Source organism: Streptomyces sp. NPDC001828, assembly GCF_042892175.1.
Taxonomy (GTDB): domain Bacteria; phylum Actinomycetota; class Actinomycetes; order Streptomycetales; family Streptomycetaceae; genus Streptomyces.
Genome location: NZ_JBIATV010000006.1, coordinates 283591 through 302688, shown reverse-complemented (window position 1 = coordinate 302688; position 19098 = coordinate 283591). Strand labels below are relative to the sequence as shown.

Genomic DNA, 19098 nt, shown 5'->3' with positions numbered 1-19098 from the left:
AATGGGTTCAATCCAGGGCGAGTTCAGGCTCCGGCCAGACGGCGGACCGCCGCCATCGGCACCGGCAGCCAGTCGGGTCGGTGCCGGGCCTCGTAGAGCACCTCGTACACCGCCTTGTCGGTCTCGTACGCGCGCAGCAGCTCGGGGGTGTCGCGCGGGTCGGAGCCCGACCGGGCGGCGTATCCGTCGCAGTACGCGGCCCGGCACTCCTTGGCCCACTGCGGGTTGGGGGGCCGTGCGGTGCAGGACGCGTAGTCGAAGGAGCGCAGCATGCCCGCGACATCGCGGACGGGGGGCTGGGGCCGGCGGCGCTCGGCGAGCGGGCGGGCCGGCTCGCCCTCGAAGTCGATCACCGACCAGGGTCCTTCGACGGGCCGCAGTGCCTGGCCCAGGTGCAGATCGCCGTGCACCCGCTGGGCCGTGCCCGCCGAGTCGAGGGCCGCGACCGCCTCGAACGCGGCCCGCAGACCGGGCACGTGGGGCGCGAGCGCGGGCACCGCCTGGGCGGTCGCGTCCAGGCGCTCGGTCATCGCGGCGGCGATCGCGGCCGTCTGCGGGCGGCCGAGGGTGATGGGCGGGAAGGCGTCGGCCAGGGCCAGGTGCACCTCGGCGGTGGCCCGCCCGAGCTCGAAGGCCTGCCGGGTGAAGGGCCGGCCCTGGGCGAGCGAGGCGAGCGCCAGTGTCCAGCCGTCGTCGGCGCCGCGCAGGAACGGCTGGAGCACGCCGAGGGTGGCCTCCTCCGGCTCGGAGGTGCGGAACCAGGCGGCGGGCGCGGGCACCCGGTCGCAGCCCTGGCGGGCCAGCGCCCACGGCAGCTCCAGATCGGGATTGACGCCCGGCTGCACCCGCCGGAACACCTTGAGAATGAACGTATCTCCGTACACCAGCGAGGAGTTGGACTGCTCAACGCCGAGCAGGCGCGGCGCGAGCCCCGGCGGGACCGTCACCTTCGGATCGTGCTCGAAGCTGAGCGGGCCGACCGTGCCCGGGGTGCGCAGCCGCTCCAGGAGCAGGGCCGCGGACTGCGGGTCCTGCAGGGCGTCGTAGACCGTCCGCCCGGCCAGCGGCCCCTGGCTCGCGCGGCCGATGAGGGCGGGGGCCAGCCGTGGCGGGAGCTGGTCGCGCACCCCGATCAGGAGCTGGTAGCAGTCGGCCGGCACCGGCGCCGCGTCGGCGGGCAGCGCCAGGGGCGCGTGCTCGGCACGGACGAGCAGGTGCAGGAAGCCGGGCAGCAGCTCGGTGGCGGTGAGCAGGACGAAGTCGGTGACGGGCCGCCCCTTGCCCGCGAACCAGCGCTGCCGGGGCAGCCATTCGTGCAGGAGCGGGGCGAGCGAGGTCAGCAGCGGGGTGGTCGGGAGGCCGGTGGTACGGGGCGGTGCGGCCTTCGGCATGGCGGCGCATCCTTTCCCCGGGCACACAATCGATTTGCGCAGAGTGTCCCGGATTGCAACAGAAGCTGTCCGGCGGCGCGCGGGGTTCGGCTTTCAGAGTGCCCCGGGCGGAGCGGCGGAAACCGCCCCGCCCCGGTCGACGGTCAGCCGATGGCGGGCGAAGCGGGGTCCTTCCGCAGCCGGAACCAGTAGAAGCCGTGTCCGGCCAGGGTGAGCAGATACGGCCATTCGCCGATGGCGGGGAAGCGCACTCCGCCGATCAGCTCCACCGGATGCATCCCGTTGAACGCCCTCAGGTCCAGCTCGGTGGGCTGCGGGAAGCGCGAGAAGTTGTGCACGCACAGCACCAGGTCGTCGCCGCGCTCGCGCAGGAAGGCGAGGACGGCCGGGTTGGACGACATCAGCTCGGTGTACGAGCCGAGCCCGAAGGCCGGGTTCTGCTTGCGGATCTCGATCATGCGCCGGGTCCAGTGCAGGAGCGAGGAGGGCGAGGCCATGGCCGCCTCGACGTTCGTCACCTGGTAGCCGTAGACCGGGTCCATGATCGTGGGCAGATAGAGCCGGCCCGGGTCGCACGAGGAGAAGCCCGCGTTGCGGTCCGGGGTCCACTGCATCGGGGTGCGCACCGCGTCGCGGTCACCGAGCCAGATGTTGTCGCCCATGCCGATCTCGTCGCCGTAGTACAGGATCGGCGAGCCGGGCAGCGAGAGCAGCAGCGCGGTGAACAGCTCGATCTGGTTGCGGTCGTTGTCGAGCAGCGGGGCGAGCCGGCGCCGGATGCCGATGTTGGCCCGCATCCGGGGGTCCTTGGCGTACTCGGCGTACATGTAGTCGCGCTCTTCGTCCGTGACCATTTCGAGGGTGAGCTCGTCGTGGTTGCGCAGGAAGATGCCCCACTGGGCGTTCCCCGGGATCGCCGGGGTCTTGGCGAGGATTTCCGAGACCGGGTAGCGCGACTCGCGGCGCACCGCCATGAAGATGCGCGGCATCACCGGGAAGTGGAACGCCATGTGGCACTCGTCGCCGCCCTTGGCGTAGTCGCCGAAGTAGTCGACGACGTCCTCGGGCCACTGGTTGGCCTCGGCGAGCAGCACCGTGTCCGGATAGCTCGCGTCGATCTCGGCCCGCACCCGCTTGAGGAACTCGTGCGTTGCCGGAAGGTTTTCGCAGTTGGTTCCCTCCTCCTGGTACAGGTACGGCACGGCGTCCAGGCGGAAGCCGTCGATGCCGAGGTCGAGCCAGAAGCGCAGCGCGGAGATGATCTCCTCCTGCACGGCCGGGTTCTCGTAGTTGAGGTCCGGCTGGTGGGAGAAGAAGCGGTGCCAGTAGTACTGCTTACGGACCGGGTCGAAGGTCCAGTTGGACGTCTCGGTGTCGACGAAGATGATCCGGGCGCCGGGGAACTGCTTGTCGTCGTCGGCCCAGACGTAGTAGTCGCCGTAGGGACCCTCCGGGTCCCGGCGCGACTCCTGGAACCACTCGTGCTGGTCGCTGGTGTGGTTCATCACGAAGTCGATGATCACGCGCATGCCGCGCTGGTGGGCGGCGTCCACGAACTCCACGAAGTCGGCGAGATCGCCGAACTCGGGCAGTACCGCGGTGTAGTCCGAGACGTCGTAACCGCCGTCGCGCAGCGGGGATTTGAAGAACGGCGGCAGCCAGAGACAGTCGACACCCAGCCATTGCAGATAGTCCAGCTTGGCGGTGATGCCTTTGAGATCCCCGACGCCGTCGCCGTTGCTGTCCTGGAAGGACCGCACGAGCACCTCGTAGAACACCGCACGCTTGAACCACTCGGGGTCGCGGTCCTTGGCGGGGGTGTCCTCGAAGGTGTCGTGGACGGGCTCGTTGACGATCATGGTGTGGGTGACCCTCCGATCGGCGGGGACGGTCGCAGGACCAGGATGTGCGCGGGCGCTCGGCCCGGCTCTAGGCGCACGTAGTTGGCCCTGCCCCAGTGGTAGGTCTCTCCGGTGAGCTCGTCGCGCACCGGGACGGTCTCGTCCCACGCGAGGCCGAGCGCCGGCATGTCCAACGAGACCGTGGCCTCCTGGGTGTGGTGGGGGTCGAGGTTGGCGACCACCACAACGGTGTTCGATCCCGAGCGCTTGCTGTAGGCGATCAGCGCGTCGTTGTCGGTCTCGTGGAAGTGGACCGAGCGCAGCTGCCGCAGCGCCGGCTGGCGCCGCCTGATGCGGTTGAGGGTGGTGATCAGCGGGGCGATGGAGCGGCCCGAGCGCTCGGCCGACTCCCAGTCCCGGGGCCGGAGTTGGTACTTCTCCGAGTCCAGGTACTCCTCACTGCCCGGCTTGGCCGGGGCGTTCTCGCACAGCTCGTAGCCGGCGTAGACGCCCCAGGTGGGGGAGAGGGTCGCGGCGAGCACGGCCCGCACCTCGAAGGCCGGCCGGCCGCCCTCCTGGAGGTAGGCGTGCAGGATGTCCGGCGTGTTCACGAAGAAATTGGGCCGCATGTAGGGCGCACTCTCGCCCGCCAGTTCGGTGACGTATTCGGTGAGCTCGTGCTTGGTGTTGCGCCAGGTGAAGTACGTGTACGACTGCTGGAACCCGATCTTGCCCAGGGTGTGCATCATCGCGGGCCGGGTGAACGCCTCGGCCAGGAAGATCACGTCCGGGTCGGTGCCGTTGACCTCGGCGATGACCTTGTCCCAGAAGACCACCGGCTTGGTGTGCGGATTGTCGACGCGGAAGATCCGTACGCCGTGCTCCATCCAGAACCGCAGCAGCCGGACGGTCTCCTCGATCAGGCCCGGCATGTCCTCGTCGAAGGCGATCGGGTAGATGTCCTGGTACTTCTTCGGCGGGTTCTCGGCGTACGCGATCGTCCCGTCCGCCCGGTGGTGGAACCACTCGGGGTGCTTCTGCACCCAGGGGTGGTCGGGGGAGCACTGCAGGGCGAAGTCGAGGGCCACCTCCAGACGCAGGTCGCGGGCCGCGCCCACGAAGGCGTCGAAGTCGTCCAGGGTGCCGAGGTCGGGGTGCACGGCGTCGTGGCCGCCGTCCGGCGAGCCGATCGCCCACGGCACGCCCACGTCCCACTTCTTGGCCGTCAGGGCGTTGTTGGCGCCCTTGCGGTGGGTGCTGCCAATGGGGTGGACCGGCGGCAGATAGACCACGTCGAAGCCCATGGCGGCGACCGCCGGGAGCCGTTCGGCCGCGGTGCGGAAGGTGCCGGAGACCGGCTTGCCGCGCGCCTTGACCACGGCCCCCTCGGAGCGCGGGAACAGCTCGTACCAGGAGCCGAACAGGGCGCGCTCGCGCTCGACGAGCAGCGGCATCGGGGCCGAGGCGGTGACCAGGTCGCGCAGCGGGTGCGTGGCGAGGGCCGCGTCGACCTCGGGGGCGAGGGCGGCCGCGAGCCGGGCCGCGGGGGTGCGGCGCGTGTCGCGCAGCGCGTCCGCGGCGGCGAGCACCGCCTCGCGCCGGCCCTTGGTCTTGGGCACCCCGGCGGCGGCCCGCTCGTAGAGGGCGGCGCCCTCGGCCAGGACGAGCTCGGTGTCCTGACGGGCCGGGATCTTGATGCCGGCCTGGTGGCGCCAGGTCGCGACCGGATCGCTCCAGGCCTCGACGGTGTACGTCCAGCGCCCCTCGGCCCCGGCGGCGATCTCGGCGCCCCAGCGGTCGGTGCCGGGGGCGAGTTCGCGCATGGGTGTGAAGGGTCCCGGGCGCCCACCGGGATCTCTCAGCACGACGTTGGCGGCGACGGCGTCGTGGCCCTCGCGGAAGACGGTGGCGGTGACCTGGAAGCTCTCCCCGGTCACCGCCTTGGCGGGCCTGGTGCCGCACTCGACGGCGGGGCGTACGTCGAGCACGGGGATGCGGCCGATTGACGGGTTCGGGTTCACGGGCTCACCTGCGGGTGATTGGTAGGGTTTGCCGCGTTTGCGGGAATCTGTCCTTTTTAGCTGCTCCGTTGACGGCTGACCGGCTGCGGGCATGGCCGCTCCTGTCCGCGTTCACTCGAATGGCGTGCGGGAGAGACTGCGGGAATGCGTTACCGGATGAGCCTTCCACGGTGTACGGGTGGGCATTCCGGCAGCTTGTTAACTACCTGCGCGTAACGGTTTCAGACAGGTGAGCGCCCCGGGTTCCCTCGACAGTGGTCCGAACTCCGGCTATCCGGCGCCTACGTGACGGGCCATCAGAGCGACGGGGGACGCGAAAGCGGAATCCGCAGGACCGGCCGCGAGGCGCTGTGGTTGGCGGGGCGCGTCGGCATTACCTTCGGGTGTGAAGGAGGGGCGCACATCGCGGTGTGCCCACCCCGGTACGTAGGTCCCCTGCAAAGGTGGAAGCGTGAAGGCAATCCGTCGATTCACCGTGCGCCCTGTCCTGCCCGACGCCCTCCGGCCGCTCAGCGACCTCGCGCGCAACCTGCGCTGGTCCTGGCACACCGAGACCAGAGAACTCTTCCAGTCCGTGGACCCCGACGGCTGGCGGGCGGCGGGTGAGGACCCGGTGCGGCTGCTCGGCTCCGTCGGCGCCGCCCGCCTCGACTCGCTCGCCCAGGACCGCCGCTTCCTGCGGCGGCTGAGCGCCGCCGCCGACGACCTCGACGACTATCTGCACGGCCGCCGCTGGTACCAGGAGCAGGGCGGCGAACTCCCGTGTGCCATCGGGTACTTCTCGCCCGAGTTCGGCATCACCGCCGCCCTGCCCCAGTACTCCGGCGGCCTCGGCATCCTCGCCGGGGACCACCTCAAATCCGCCAGCGACCTCGGCGTACCGCTCATCGGGGTCGGCCTCCTCTACCGGCACGGCTACTTCCGCCAGTCGCTCTCGCGCGACGGCTGGCAGCAGGAGCACTACCCCCTGCTGGACCCGAACGAGCTGCCCGTCTCACTGCTCCGCGAGGAGGACGGCAGCCCGGCCAGGGTCTCGCTCGCACTGCCCGGCGGCCGCGCCCTGCACGCCACCATCTGGCAGGCGCGGGTCGGCCGGGTGCCGCTGCTCATGCTCGACTCGGACGTCGAGGAGAACGCCCCGGGCGAGCGCGACGTCACCGACCGCCTCTACGGCGGCGGCAGTGAGCACCGGCTGCTCCAGGAGATGCTGCTCGGCATCGGCGGGGTGCGCGCGGTGCGCACGTACTGCCGCCTCACCGGCCACCCGGCCCCCGAGGTGTTCCACACCAACGAGGGCCACGCCGGGTTCCTCGGACTCGAACGCATCCGCGAACTCGCGGGCCAGGGACTCGACTTCGACGCCGCGCTCGAAACGGTGCGGTCCGGGACGGTGTTCACCACGCACACCCCGGTGCCGGCCGGAATCGACCGCTTCGACCGCGAGCTGGTCGCCCGCCACCTCGGCGACGACGGCGAGCTGCCCGGCGTCGACGTGGAGAAGATCCTCCGGCTCGGCATGGAGACCTACCCGGGCGGCGAGCCCAACCTCTTCAACATGGCCGTCATGGGCCTGCGGCTCGCCCAGCGGGCCAACGGGGTCTCGACCCTGCACGGCGCGGTCAGCCGGGAGATGTTCGCCGGCCTGTGGCCCGGCTTCGACGCGCAGGAGGTGCCGATCACCTCCGTCACCAACGGCGTGCACGCCCCGACCTGGGTGGCGCCCGAAGTCATGCGGCTCGGCGCCCGCCAGATCGGCGCGGGCCGCACCGAGGACGCGCTGAGCGTCGGCGGCTCCGAACGCTGGGACGCGGTCGCCGACATCCCGGACGCCGAGATCTGGGAGCTGCGCAGGGAGCTGCGCGAACAGCTCGTCGTGGAGGCCCGCGAGCGGCTGCGCGCCTCGTGGCGTCAGCGCGGCGCCGGATCGGCCGAACTCGGCTGGATCGACGGGGTGTTGAGCCCCGACGTGCTCACCATCGGCTTCGCCCGGCGGGTCCCCTCGTACAAGCGGCTCACGCTGATGCTGCGCGACCGGGACCGGCTGATGGAGCTGCTCCTGCATCCGACCCGGCCGGTGCAGATCGTCGTCGCGGGCAAGGCGCACCCGGCCGACGACGGCGGCAAGCGCCTGGTGCAGGAACTGGTGAGGTTCGCCGACGACCCGAGGGTGCGCCACCGGATCGTGTTCCTGCCCGACTACGGCATGGCCATGGCGCAGAAGCTCTACCCGGGCTGCGACGTGTGGCTCAACAACCCGCTGCGCCCCCTGGAGGCCTGCGGGACGAGCGGGATGAAGGCGGCCCTGAACGGCTGCCTCAACCTGTCCGTCCTGGACGGCTGGTGGGACGAGTGGTTCGAGCCCGACTTCGGCTGGGCCATCCCGACCGCCGACGGCGCGGCCACCGACGAGGACCGGCGCGACGAGCTGGAGGCCAACGCGCTGTACGACCTCATCGAGGACCGGGTCGCCCCGCGCTTCTACGACCGGGGCACGGCAGGCCTTCCGGACCGCTGGATCGAGATGGTCCGCCAGACCCTCACCACGCTCGGCCCGAAGGTGCTCGCGGGCCGGATGGTGCGGGAGTACGTGACCCGCCTGTACGCACCGGCCGCCGCGGCCCATCGGGCCCTGGACCCCGCCACGGCACAGGAGTTGGCGCAGTGGAAGGCGCGGGTGCGGGGTGCCTGGCCGAGGGTCGCGGTCGACCACGTGGAGGCGCTGGCGCCGGTCGCGGCCCCGAACGGCACCGCCGAACTCGGCTCCACCCTCGCGCTCAAGGTCCGGGTCGCGCTCGGGGAGCTCGGGCCCGACGACGTGGAGGTCCAGGCCGTGGCGGGCCGGGTGGACGCGGCCGACGCCATCGCGGACGCCGAGACCTTCCCGCTGAAGCCGACGGGCGGCCCCGACCTGGAGGGCCGCTGGATGTACGAGGGGCCTCTCGCGCTCGACCGCGCGGGCCCGTTCGGCTACACGGTCCGGGTGCTTCCGGCCCATCGCCACCTCGCGACCCACGCGGAGCTGGGTCTGGTGGCCGGTCCGACCGAGACGACCGGGGAGGGCGCGGGCGTGCTCATGCGCTGAGCCCGGCCGCGGACATGCGGACATGGGCGGTGCCCGGAGCCTTGTGGGCTCCGGGCACCTTCACTTTCCGGCCAGCCGCCTGGTCAGAAGGTGAGCTTGAAGTCGGTGATGGTGCCGACGTCCTGCTTCGCCTTGTCCTGGACCTTCAGCTTCCACACGCCGTTGGCGGCGACCGCGGAGGCGTTGACGGTGTACGTCTTGTTGAGGTTCTTCGTCGAGTCCGAGGAAGAGCTCTGGAGACGGTACGAGGTGCCGTTCGGGGCCACCAGGTCGATCTGGAGGTCACCGATGTAGGTGTGCGTGATCTTCACGCCGACCTGGAGCGCGGCCGGCGCGTTGCCGGTGATGCCCGAGACGGTGACCGGCGAGGTCACCGCGGCACCCGGGTAGTCCGGGATGGCCACGCTGGCCGTGTTCTCGAAGACCTTGCCACCGGGGTTGCCACCGCCGGCGCGGGCGCCGACGTTGATGGCCGCCCAGGCGTTGGTGATGTTGGTGACCTCGGCGCTGGTGGCGCCGTACAGCTCGGTCGCCGCGGCGATGGTGCCCGCGCGGGCCCCCGCGTAGTCCGTGCTGGAGTTGAACTTGGTGGTCAGCGCCTTGTACCAGATCAGCTGGGCCTTGTCCCGGCCGACGCCGGTGACCGGAAGGCCGTCCGAGGTAGGCGAGTTGTAGGTCACGCCGTTGATGACCTTGGTTCCGCTGCCCTCGGAGGCGAGGTAGAACCAGTGGTTCGCCGGACCCGAGGAGTAGTGGACGTCCAGGTTGCCGACGCCGGAGTACCAGCTGTCCGCGGAGCCGCCGTCCTTGCTCGGCTTGTCCATGTAGCGCAGCGGGGTGCCGTCACCGTTGATGTTGATCTTCTCGCCGATGAGGTAGTCACCCGGGTCCGACGCGTTGTTCGCGTAGAACTCCACCGAGGTGCCGAAGATGTCGGAGGTGGCCTCGTTCAGGCCGCCCGACTCGTCCGCGTACTCCAGGCCCGCCGTCGCGGCGGTGACGCCGTGCGACATCTCGTGGCCGGCCACGTCGAGCGCGGTCAGCGGGTCGTTGTTGCCCGTGCCGTCGCCGTACGTCATGCAGAAGCAGCTGTCGTCCCAGAACGCGTTGACGTACGCGTTGCCGTAGTGGACGCGGGAGTAGGCGCCGACGCCGTCGCCCCGGATGCCGCTGCGCCCGAAGACGTTCTTGTAGAAGTCCCAGGTCGCGCCCGCGCCGTAGGCGGCGTCCGCACCCGCGGTCGCGGCGTTGGAGTTGGTGCCGTCGCCCCAGGTGTCGGTGGTCTGGGTGAACAGCGAACCGGTGCCGGAGGACCCGTGGTTCAGGTTGTACGTCTTGTGGTTGCCCCGCGTCGCGTCGGTCAGGGTGTAGTTCGACCCGGACTTCGTCGTGTTGAGGGTGACCTGGCCGCTGTAGCGGGTGTTGCCGACGCCGGTCTCGATGCCCTGCCACTGGTGCAGCTTCGCGCCCGTCTTGGCGTCCGTGATGACGTGCAGCTGGTTCGGGGTGCCGTCGTCCTGCAGCCCGCCCACGACCGTCTCGTACGCGAGGGTCGGCGCGCCCTTGACCATCCAGATGACCTTGCGGGCGCTGTCGGCCTTGTCGGCCTTCGAGCCCGCGGCCTTGGCGGCCTTGAGGGCCTGGCCCTCGGCGGTGGCCGGCGCGCTCGCGGGGGCGGCGGTGGAGACGCCCTGCAGCTGCGCGTTGTTCGCCTTGAGGACGTCCTTGGTCTTGCCGGCCGCGGTGTCGACCATCAGGTCACCGCCGAGCACGGGCAGACCCTGGTAGGTGCGCTCGTAGCGGGTGTGGACCGTGCCGTCCTGGTCCTTGGACACGTCGTGGACGACGAGCTTCTCCTGCGCGCTGAGACCGAGGTCCTTGGCCGTGGCCGCCGTGGTGGCCGTGGCCTGGCGTATGAGCTCGGCACGCTGGGAGGGGGTGAGACTCGCGGGCAGGGCGCCCGGGTTGCGTACTGCCTGGGCCTTCACGGCCGCGGCGGCCGCGGAGTCGTCGGGGCGTGCGCTGGCGCTACCTGCCTGGACGCCGACACTGAGCATGGCGGCTGCGGCGATCAGGGCGCCGGTGGCGGTGGCACGACGACGGTGCGTGGATCTCACGCGAACTCCTTCTGCGAGGGGGTTCCGGTCGACTGGGTGGGGCCGGCCGGGCAGAGCAAAGCGGAGCATGTGCGGCAACGAGATGTGCTGCGTGAAAACTTCGTGCGTGGAACGGGGGAAGAGTGCCAGCAGTGGAGAACCGGTGTCAGGAGCGCGTCAAGAAGTTGGCCGAAAACCGTCCGTTGTCCGAAGGTCGTCGTTCGTTAAGCGGACGTTTCACGGATGTGTGCGTCGACGCCGTCGAGTAGTCGGGCCAGCCCGAACCCGAAGAGCGAGTCCAAGTCCAGCTCGAACGGCTCGTGTTCGAAGATGGTGGTCAGGACGGGGTAGCCGCCCTCCGACACGATGGCCGCAAACCGCCCCTCGTTGCGGTCCATCCACTGATCGCTGGAGACTCCGGTGTCCTGGAGGGCGTTCGACTCCAACTCCATTGCCACGCCCAGACCTTGGACGAACGCGATGACCGTCAGGTGTACGTGCATCACGTCGTGCGCGCTCAGGCCGGTGTCGCGCAGCGCCCGCAGCATCCACTCGGTGTACTTCATCGCCTGGGGCATCGGGTCGGGCCGGATGAAGGAGGCCATCGCCCGCGCCATCCACGGATGCCTTCGGTAGGCCGCCCACAACTGGCGCGCGGCGTGCGTCAGTTGGGCCCGCCAGTCACCGGACGGGCGGCCGAGCGCCACCTCCGCGAACCCCACGTCCGTCATCAGGCGGACGAGCTCGCCCTTGCTGGAGACGTGCCGGTACAGGACCATCGTCGAGGTGCCGAGGTCGCTCGCGATCCGCCGCATGGACACGCCGACGAGCCCTTCGGCGTCCGCGACGCGGACGGCGGCGGCGATCAGGGCCTCCCGGCTCAAGGGCGCCGCCCCGTCGTGCGCGGCGCGCGCCGGAGCCGCCTCGGCGACCACCGTGCCCACGCCCGGCACCGCCCGCACCAGGCCCTCCCGGGCGAGGGCTGCGAGCGCCTTGGTCGCGGTCGCCATCGCCACCCCCGACTCGCGCACGATGGCCCGCGTGGACGGCACCCGGTCGCCCGGCACGAGCTCACCCGAGGCGATGCGGCGCCGGATGCCGTCGGCGATGGCGAGGTAGGGCGGCTGCTCGGTCACGGCGGGAGTGTACTAGTGCGCGGTGCGGCGTCCTGCCCAGATATGCCAAGGGTGCTCTAGGGTGCACCAGTCCCACGATTGCGCCGTACAGGGCCGCGCTGTTCGCTCCCTCCATGGACACCACGACCGGCCCCCTCGCGGGCCGCACGGACCCGGCGCCGCCGCGCGCCGGCCGCAGGGAATGGACCGCGCTCGCCGTCCTCATGCTGCCGCTGCTGCTCGTCTCCATGGACGTCTCCGTCCTCTACTTCGCGATCCCCTTCATCAGCGAGGACCTGGCGCCCAGCTCCACCCAGCAGCTGTGGATCCTCGACATGTACGGCTTCGTGCTCGCCGGACTCCTCATCACCATGGGGGCCCTCGGTGACCGCGTCGGCCGCCGCCGGCTCGTACTGGCAGGCGCCGGCCTGTTCGGCCTGGCCTCGGCCGCGGCGGCCTACGCCGACTCGCCCCAACTCCTCATCGCCGTGCGGGCGTTGCTCGGAGTGGGCGGCGCCGCGCTCATGCCCTCCACGCTGGCCCTGATCCGCAACCTCTTCCACGACGACAAGCAGCGCGCCCAGGCGGTCACCGCCTGGACCGGCGTCATGACGCTCGGCATCTCCTTCGGGCCGGTCGTCAGCGGCGCCCTGCTCGAACACTTCTGGTGGGGCTCGGTGTTCCTCATCAACCTGCCCGCCATGGTCCTCCTGCTCATCCTGGCGCCGCTGCTGCTGCCCGAGGTGAAACAGCCCGCGGCCGGCCGCTTCGACTGGGCGAGCGCGGTGCTGTCGCTCGCCGGGCTGCTCCCCGTGATCCAGGGGGTCAAGCAACTGGCCCGCAACGGCGTGGAGTTGCCGCCCGTCCTGTCCGTGCTGGCCGGCCTCGTCCTGCTGTACGTCTTCGTGCGGCGCCAGTCGAGGCTCGCCCATCCGCTGGTCGACCTGGAACTGCTGCGCCGGCGCACGTACGGCGGGGCGGTGCTCGCCAACCTCTTCGCCATCGCGGCGACCGTCGGCATGGCGGTGTTCCTCACGCAGTACCTCCAGTCGGTGCTCGGCAAGAGCCCCTTCGAGGCGGCGCTGTGGAGTCTGGTGCCCGCGACGGGGGCGTTCGCGGGGGCGCCGGCCGGGGCGCTGCTCGCGCGGCGCTTCGACCGGGGGTGGGTGATGGCGGGCGGCTTCGGCGTCTCGGCCTGCGGCTTCCTCGCGCTGACCCAGGTGCGTACGGACTCGGCACTCTGGTTCACGCTCACGGCCTGCGCGGTCTACACCTCGGGGCTGGTGGCCGCGATGGCCCTCGCCAACGAACTCGCCCTCGGCGCGGCGCCGCCCGAGCGGGCGGGGGCGGCGGCCGCGGTCATGGAATCCGGCCAGGAGCTGGGCGGGGCGCTCGGGATGGCGGTGCTCGGCTCCATCGGGGCGGCGGTGTACCGCCACGGCATGGCCCACGCGCCGGGTGCGGCGCGCGAGACGCTGGGCGGGGCGGTGGCGTCCCTGCCGGGCCCCGACCTGGCCCCCGCCTTCGCGTCCTTCACGCGCGGCCTCGATTACGCGGCGCTGGGAGCGGCGGTGCTGATGGCCGGGGCGGCGGGGGTCGCGCTCGCGCGACTCCGGGGCCGCCGGGCCGAGGGAGTGCCCTTGCCCCCGGGGAGGTGAGGGGCGCGGGCGTCGGGTTGTTGTCGGATGCGGGGGTTGGTGGTGCTTCGCGCGGTTCCCCGCGCCCCTGGCGGGATCCGTGCCCTCAAGGCCCTGGGGGAGCCCCAGGGGTCCGGGGCGGGTACTGTTCGGCGGCCGGAACGGATGCGTACGAGGAGCCCCCATGAACGACCCCCGCATAGGCCCACCCCACTTCGGCGACGAGCGCGAGACCTTGCGGGCGTTCCTCGACTACCACCGCACGACGCTCGCCATGAAGTGCGAGGGACTCGACGACGACGAGCTGCGGCGGCAGTCGATGCCCCCCTCCACCCTCTCGCTGCTCGGCCTCGTCCGGCACATGGCCGAGGTCGAACGGGCCTGGTTCCGCAGGGTGTTCGAGGATCACGACGTTCCGATGGTGTGGTCGGAGAAGGTCGACTTCCAGGCGGCCTACGACGCGAGCGGCTCCAGCCGCGCCGAGGCGTTCGCCGCCTGGGAGGCCGAGGTCGAGCACTCCCGGCGGATCGAGCGCGAGGCCGAGTCCCTCGACCTCGTGGCCCTGCAGCCGCGCTGGGACGAGGACGTGTCGCTGCGCATGGTGATGCTGCACGTGATCCTCGAGTACGGCCGCCACAACGGCCACGCCGACCTCCTGCGCGAGGGCGTCGACGGCACCGTGGGCGCCTGAGCCCACCGCCGTGCGGCGGCGGTTCAGCGCCAGGGAATGTTGCGCCAGGGGCTGGCCTCGTGCTCGGTCAGCATCCGGTGCGCGGTCACGTTCCCCTGGTAGTAACTCCCGTACGACTCCCCGTCGAAGCGCAGCACCCGCCCGAGTGCGTACGCCGCCGAGAAGTCCTCCCACGACCGGTAGGCCGACCTGCTCAGGGCGCCCGCGTGCACGATCGCCTGCTCCGCCTCGTGCGGGGTGCAGAACCGGGCCGAGAGCCCCCAGCGCGCCAGGTTCACGGCCCGTCCGTAGTCGTAGGCGGCGGCGGTGGTGACCCGGCCGTCCGGCGGCAGCAGCCCGTCCGCCCGGAACCGGGCCTCGTAGCGGATGATGCGCCGCACCAGCTCCTCGATCTCCTTCACGGCGCCGTGGCCCACCCCGATGTCCTGGGCGTGCCCGGCGGCCGTCTCGCGCCACAGCTCGGCGGGCGGCGCCTCGTCGAGACCGGCGCGCAGCTCCTCGCGCACGCGCAGGACGAAGTCGGGCTCGGCCGGGCTGTTGCGGGCGTCCAACAGGACGTCCAACTGCCGCTGCCAGTCCGCCCGTTCGGTGATGCCCCAGGATTCGCGGAGCGAACGGAGCTCGTCGTTGTATTCGTGGTAGACGGTGCCCACCTCGTTCCATGGGACGCCGTTGGCGAGGGCCAGGTGCGCTCCGCAGGCCAGTCCGTAGGCCAGCGGTCCGCGCAGCGCGCCGTGGCGCAGGCCGATCAGGCGGGCCGGGCGGTCGGTCTCCTCGTGGAGCCGGCGCCAGTGGGCCAGGTGTTCCGGCGCGGCGGACAGGAACGACTGGGCCGGGGTCCCGGCGTTGACCGCGAGCAGCGTCCGCCCGTCCAGGAGGCCCGAGTCGGCGATCCACCGGAGGGAGACCCCGTGGAACACCCAGTCCGGGTGCCACGGCGGCAGCATCCCCCGGGTGAGCACCGGCTTGCACAGCCAGCCCGAGGCGTCCCGGTAGGAGGGCCAGCGAATCAGGTCGGGCCGTGCGTCGACCTCCGCCTTCGGCGCCGCGATGTAGAGCTCCTCGCGGGCGAGCACCCGCAACTGTGCCTCCACGTCGCCGCGCAGCCCCGCCGTGTGCAGCAGCCACTCCGTCTCCGTCGGCGCCGCCCAGTTGGTACCCGTCACCGTTGTCACGCCCCCGATCCTACGAACCCGGTACCCGCCGAGGACCGGCAGGTACCGGAAACCCGCAGGTGGGGGCGGGCGCCGCGTGGCACGGTCAGGCCAGGCTGTCGCGCCAGGCGCGGTGCAGGTCGGCGAAGCGGCCGGTGCCCGCGATCAGGTCGGCGGGGGAGCCGTCCTCGACGATCCGGCCCTGCTCCATCACGAGGACCCGGTCCGCGATCTCGACCGTGGACAGGCGGTGTGCGATCACCACCGCCGTACGCCCGTTGAGGACGGTGTGCATGGCGCGCTGCACCGCCCGCTCGCCCGGGATGTCCAGCGAGCTGGTCGCCTCGTCGAGGATCAGGACGGCCGGGTCGGCGAGCAACGCCCGCGCGAACGCGACCAGTTGACGCTGTCCGGCCGAGATGCGGCCGCCCCGCTTGCGCACGTCGGTGTCGTAGCCGTCCGGCAGGCTCGCGATGAAGTCGTGCGCGCCGATCGCCTTCGCGGCCTGCTCGATGTCGGCCCGGGTGGCGTCCGGGCGGCCGATCGCGATGTTCTCGGCGACCGTGCCGGAGAACAGGAACGCCTCCTGGGTGACCATGACGACCCCGCGCCGCAGATCCCGTACCGACAGCTCGCGCAGGTCCGTCCCGTCGAGCAGGACGCGGCCCGCCGTCGGATCGTAGAAGCGGGCCAGGAGCTTGGCGAGGGTGGACTTGCCGGCGCCCGTCGAGCCGACCACGGCGACGGTCTGGCCGCCCGGGATGCTCAGGTCGAAGCGGGGCAGCACCTCGCCGCCGGTGCGGTAGCCGAAGCCGACGCCCTCGAAGTCGACGCGGCGGCCCGGGAGTTCGCCCGTCGCCTCCGGCAGCGGGGTCGGCCGGGCCGCCTCCGGTACCGACGGCGTCTGGGCGAGCAGACCCGCGACCTTCTCCAGGGAAGCGGCCGCCGACTGATAGGAGTTGAGGAACATGCCGAGCCGGTCGATGGGGTCGTACAGGCGGCGCAGATAGAGCACCGCGGCCGCGAGCACGCCCAGTTCGAGGTCGCCGTCCGCGACCCGCGTAGCACCCCACAGGACCATCGCGGCGACCGCGACGTTGGCGGTGAGCCGGGAGCCCACCACATAGCGGGCCATCTCCAGGAGCGCGTCGCCGTTGGTCCGCTCGTGCCGCTGGTTGAGCTCCCTGAACTCGGCGTCGTTGGCCCGCTCGCGCCGGAACGCCTGCACCGGCCGGATGCCGTTGAGCGTCTCGGCGAACTTGACGATCACCGCGGCGATCGCCGTGGACCGGGCCGCGTACACGACCCCGGCTCGGCGCTGGTAGCGCCGGATCAGGAAGTGCAGGGGTACGTAGGAGGCGACGGCGAGCGCGCCGATGCCCCAGTCCAGCCAGAGCAGCATCGCGCAGATGTAGACCGAGGAGAGGACCACCCCGATCAGCTCCTGGAGGCCCTCGCTGAGCAGCTCGCGCAGCGACTCGACGTCGGTGGTGGAGCGCGAGATCAGCCGGCCCGAGGTGTAGCGCTCGTGGAAGTCGACGCTCAGCGCCTGCGCCTGCCGGAAGATCCGCCCGCGCAGATCGAGCAGCACGTCCTGGTTGACGACCGCCGAGGCCCGTACGAACGCGTACTGGAAGAACCCGGAGGCCAGCGCGCACACCAGATAGCCGACGCCGACGGCGGTCAGCGGCCCGTAGTCGTGCGCCCGGAACGCGGGAACGCCCCGGTCGATGGCGTACGCCACCAGCAGCGGGCCGGCCTGGGCCGCGGCCTGCTGCACGACGAGCAGCAGAGTCGCGAGGACCACGCCCCGGCGCAGTGGGCGCAGCAGCGAGGCGAGCAGCGCCCGCGTCGCCCCGGGGGGCGCGGGCAGCTCGTCCCGGTCGAAGGGATCGCCGTCTCCGGCGGGCCTCAACTCCGCTTCGCCCGTGGCTTGTTGCTCCCCGACGGTCGTGGTCATCGCCCGTCCTCCCCCTCGTACTCGGCGTGCGGGTCATCGGCGCCGGACATCAGCCAGGCGTATTCGGCGTTGCCGCGCAGCAGTTCATGGTGCGTGCCGACGGCGGCGATGCGGCCCTCCGACAGGAGCGCCACCCGGTCGGCGAGCAGCACGGTGGACGGCCGGTGCGCGACCACGAGGGCGGTGGTGTCCTGGAGCACCCGGCGCAGGGCCGCCTCGACCAGCGCCTCGGTGTGGACGTCCAGGGCCGACAGGGGGTCGTCCAGGATCAGGAACCTCGGCCGCCCCACGACCGCCCGGGCCAGCGCGAGCCGCTGCCGCTGCCCGCCGGACAGGCTCAGTCCCTGCTCGCCGACCTGGGTGTCCACGCCCTGCGGCAGCCGCCGTACGAACTGGGCCTGCGCGATGTCGAGCGCCCGGTCCAGATCGGCCGGACTCCCGCCGCCCATCGCGACGTTGTCGCCCACGGAGGCCGAGAAGAGGGTGGGCTCCTCGAACGCCACGGAGACGAGCCCGCGCAGCCGCTCGCGCGTCATGTGCGCGATGTCCTCCCCGTCGAGCGTGATCCGCCCTCCGCCGACCTCGTGCAGTCGCGGCACGAGCGCGGTGAGCGTGGTCTTGCCCGACCCGGTCCCGCCGACGAGGGCCATGGTCTCGCCGGGCCGTATGTGCAGATCGATGCGGGCCAGGACGGGCGCGCTGCCGTCGGCGGCGTCGGGATAGCGAAAGGTGACCCCTTCGAACCGGATGCCGGCCGTTCGACCGGCGGCGCGGGGTTCCGACTCGGCGCTGGACGAACCCAGTTCAGCCCCTCCGGCGTTTGAGGAGCGATGATCCGGGGGCGGCGCCCCCGGTGCACGGTCCGCAGGCGGAGCAGCGGCGGAGGCGGGTCCCGGGGCGGAGCCCCGAGGGGGCTCCAGGGGTTCCCGGGGTTCCAGGGGCGAAGCCCCTTGAGGGGCACCCGGGGGCAACTCCCCCGAGGGGTGGCCCGTGGAGGCGCCCGGCGCCTCCGCCTCCTCCCGCGCGTCCATCGCCTCGAAGAAGCGGGCCGTCGCCGTCGCGGACTCCTGGCTCATCGCGAGCAGGAACCCGATCGACTCCACCGGCCAGCGCAGCGCGAGGGCCGTGGACAGGAACGCCACGAGCGTCCCGGCGGAGAGGCCGCCGTCGGCCACCTGCACCGTGCCGAGCACCAGGGCCGCGCCGATGGCGAGTTCGGGGATCGTGGTGATCAGGCCCCAGAGCCCGGCGAGCAGCCGGGCCTTGGCCAGCTCGGTGCCGCGCAGCCGCCGGGACAGCTCGCGGAAGGCCAGCGCCTGGCTGCGGTGCCGCCCGAACCCCTTGATGATGCGGATGCCGAGCACGCTCTCCTCGACGACCGTCGTCAGATCGCCCACCTGGTCCTGCGCCTGCCGGGCGACCAGCGAGTAGCGGGTCTCGAAGAGCGAGCAGAGGATCACCAGCGGGATCACCGGCACGAGCAGGACGAGCCCGAGGCTCCACTGCTGGGAGAGCAGGATCCCGAACCCGGCCAGGATCGTGACCGCGTTGACGACGAGGAAGGTCAGCGGGAACGCCAGGAACATGCGGAGCAGCATCAGGTCCGTGGTGCCGCGCGACAGGAGCTGGCCCGAGGCCCAGCGGTCGTGGAAGGAGACCGGAAGGCGCTGCACGTGCCGGTACAGATCGGCCCGCATCTCCGCCTCGACGCTCGCGAGCGGCCGCGCCACCAGCCACCGCCGGTACCCGAAGAGCGCGGCCTCCGCGAGGCCGAGCAGCAGCAGGTACAGCGCGCCGAGCCACACCCCGCCGGGGTCGTGCTCGGCCACCGGGCCGTCGACGATCCACTTCAGGACGAGCGGGATCACCAGACCTAGACAGGAGGCGACAATGGCCACAAATGCCGCACTGAACAGGCGAGTTCGTATGGGGCGTACATACGGCCAGAGCCTCAGGAGTGAGCGCGTGGCCGACCGGTCCTTGATAGCTGCACGTGTTTCGGACATCACAGCCGAGCCTACGGACGGGCACTGACAGTGCCCACCGAGTTTCGGCCGGGCCCCGCTCGTCCGCTGGTCCTAGGACCGCTCGAACGCGGGAGGTCGTACCG

The 19098-nt window shown here is 71.8% G+C and carries 11 protein-coding genes; 3 read left to right on the top strand and 8 right to left on the bottom strand.

Translation table 11 applies throughout. The annotated features are described in order from the left end of the window. Positions 1-23: 23 nt before the first annotated feature. The 3 genes from ACFYZA_RS19775 to ACFYZA_RS19765 form a co-directional block, all read right to left on the bottom strand. Positions 24-1391: a maltokinase gene (locus ACFYZA_RS19775; protein ID WP_382600549.1), complete on the bottom strand. Its 1368-nt coding sequence runs from the start codon at positions 1389-1391 to the stop codon at positions 24-26. A 143-nt stretch (positions 1392-1534) separates the two neighbouring features. Further along, positions 1535-3250, bottom strand: a complete 1716-nt coding sequence (gene treS, locus ACFYZA_RS19770; protein ID WP_382600551.1) for a maltose alpha-D-glucosyltransferase — start codon at positions 3248-3250, stop codon at positions 1535-1537. After that, complete coding sequence (locus tag ACFYZA_RS19765; RefSeq protein WP_382600553.1) at positions 3247-5346, bottom strand: alpha-1,4-glucan--maltose-1-phosphate maltosyltransferase; 2100 nt, start codon at positions 5344-5346, stop codon at positions 3247-3249. The genes treS and ACFYZA_RS19765 overlap by 4 nt, the downstream gene beginning before the upstream one ends. A 358-nt stretch (positions 5347-5704) precedes the next feature. Here ACFYZA_RS19765 and glgP point away from each other — a divergent pair, with 358 nt between their 5' ends. After that, positions 5705-8335, top strand: a complete 2631-nt coding sequence (gene glgP, locus ACFYZA_RS19760) for an alpha-glucan family phosphorylase (protein ID WP_382600555.1) — start codon at positions 5705-5707, stop codon at positions 8333-8335. 83 nt (positions 8336-8418) lie between these two features. Here the strand turns inward: glgP and ACFYZA_RS19755 are convergent, their stop codons facing one another. Together ACFYZA_RS19755 and ACFYZA_RS19750 are read right to left on the bottom strand one after the other, a co-directional pair. Further along, entirely contained in the window at positions 8419-10452 is a 2034-nt protein-coding gene (locus ACFYZA_RS19755) for a M4 family metallopeptidase (RefSeq protein WP_388491905.1), read from the bottom strand. Between the two features lie 203 nt (positions 10453-10655). Continuing rightward, positions 10656-11567, bottom strand: coding sequence for a TetR/AcrR family transcriptional regulator C-terminal domain-containing protein (locus ACFYZA_RS19750; protein ID WP_388491902.1), 912 nt, complete (start codon positions 11565-11567; stop codon positions 10656-10658). Between the two features lie 113 nt (positions 11568-11680). Here ACFYZA_RS19750 and ACFYZA_RS19745 point away from each other — a divergent pair, with 113 nt between their 5' ends. After that, positions 11681-13204 (top strand): MFS transporter, encoded by a 1524-nt coding sequence (locus ACFYZA_RS19745; protein WP_388491900.1) that lies wholly within the window; start codon positions 11681-11683, stop codon positions 13202-13204. 163 nt (positions 13205-13367) lie between these two features. Continuing rightward, positions 13368-13874 carry a DinB family protein gene (locus ACFYZA_RS19740; RefSeq protein ID WP_388491899.1) on the top strand — a complete coding sequence of 169 codons (507 nt, stop codon included), beginning with the start codon at positions 13368-13370 and terminating at the stop codon, positions 13872-13874. 23 nt (positions 13875-13897) lie between these two features. Here ACFYZA_RS19740 and ACFYZA_RS19735 read toward each other — a convergent pair whose 3' ends face one another. From ACFYZA_RS19735 to ACFYZA_RS19725, 3 genes are all read right to left on the bottom strand, one after another. After that, positions 13898-15049: a DUF1266 domain-containing protein gene (locus ACFYZA_RS19735; protein ID WP_388491896.1), complete on the bottom strand. Its 1152-nt coding sequence runs from the start codon at positions 15047-15049 to the stop codon at positions 13898-13900. Positions 15050-15134: 85 nt separating this feature from the next. Further along, a complete protein-coding gene (locus ACFYZA_RS19730) occupies positions 15135-16988 on the bottom strand; it encodes an ABC transporter ATP-binding protein (protein WP_388491894.1) in 1854 nt (617 codons plus the stop codon). Further along, entirely contained in the window at positions 16985-18994 is a 2010-nt protein-coding gene (locus tag ACFYZA_RS19725) for an ABC transporter ATP-binding protein (RefSeq protein WP_388491892.1), read from the bottom strand. The genes ACFYZA_RS19730 and ACFYZA_RS19725 overlap by 4 nt, the downstream gene beginning before the upstream one ends. Positions 18995-19098 lie beyond the last annotated feature (104 nt).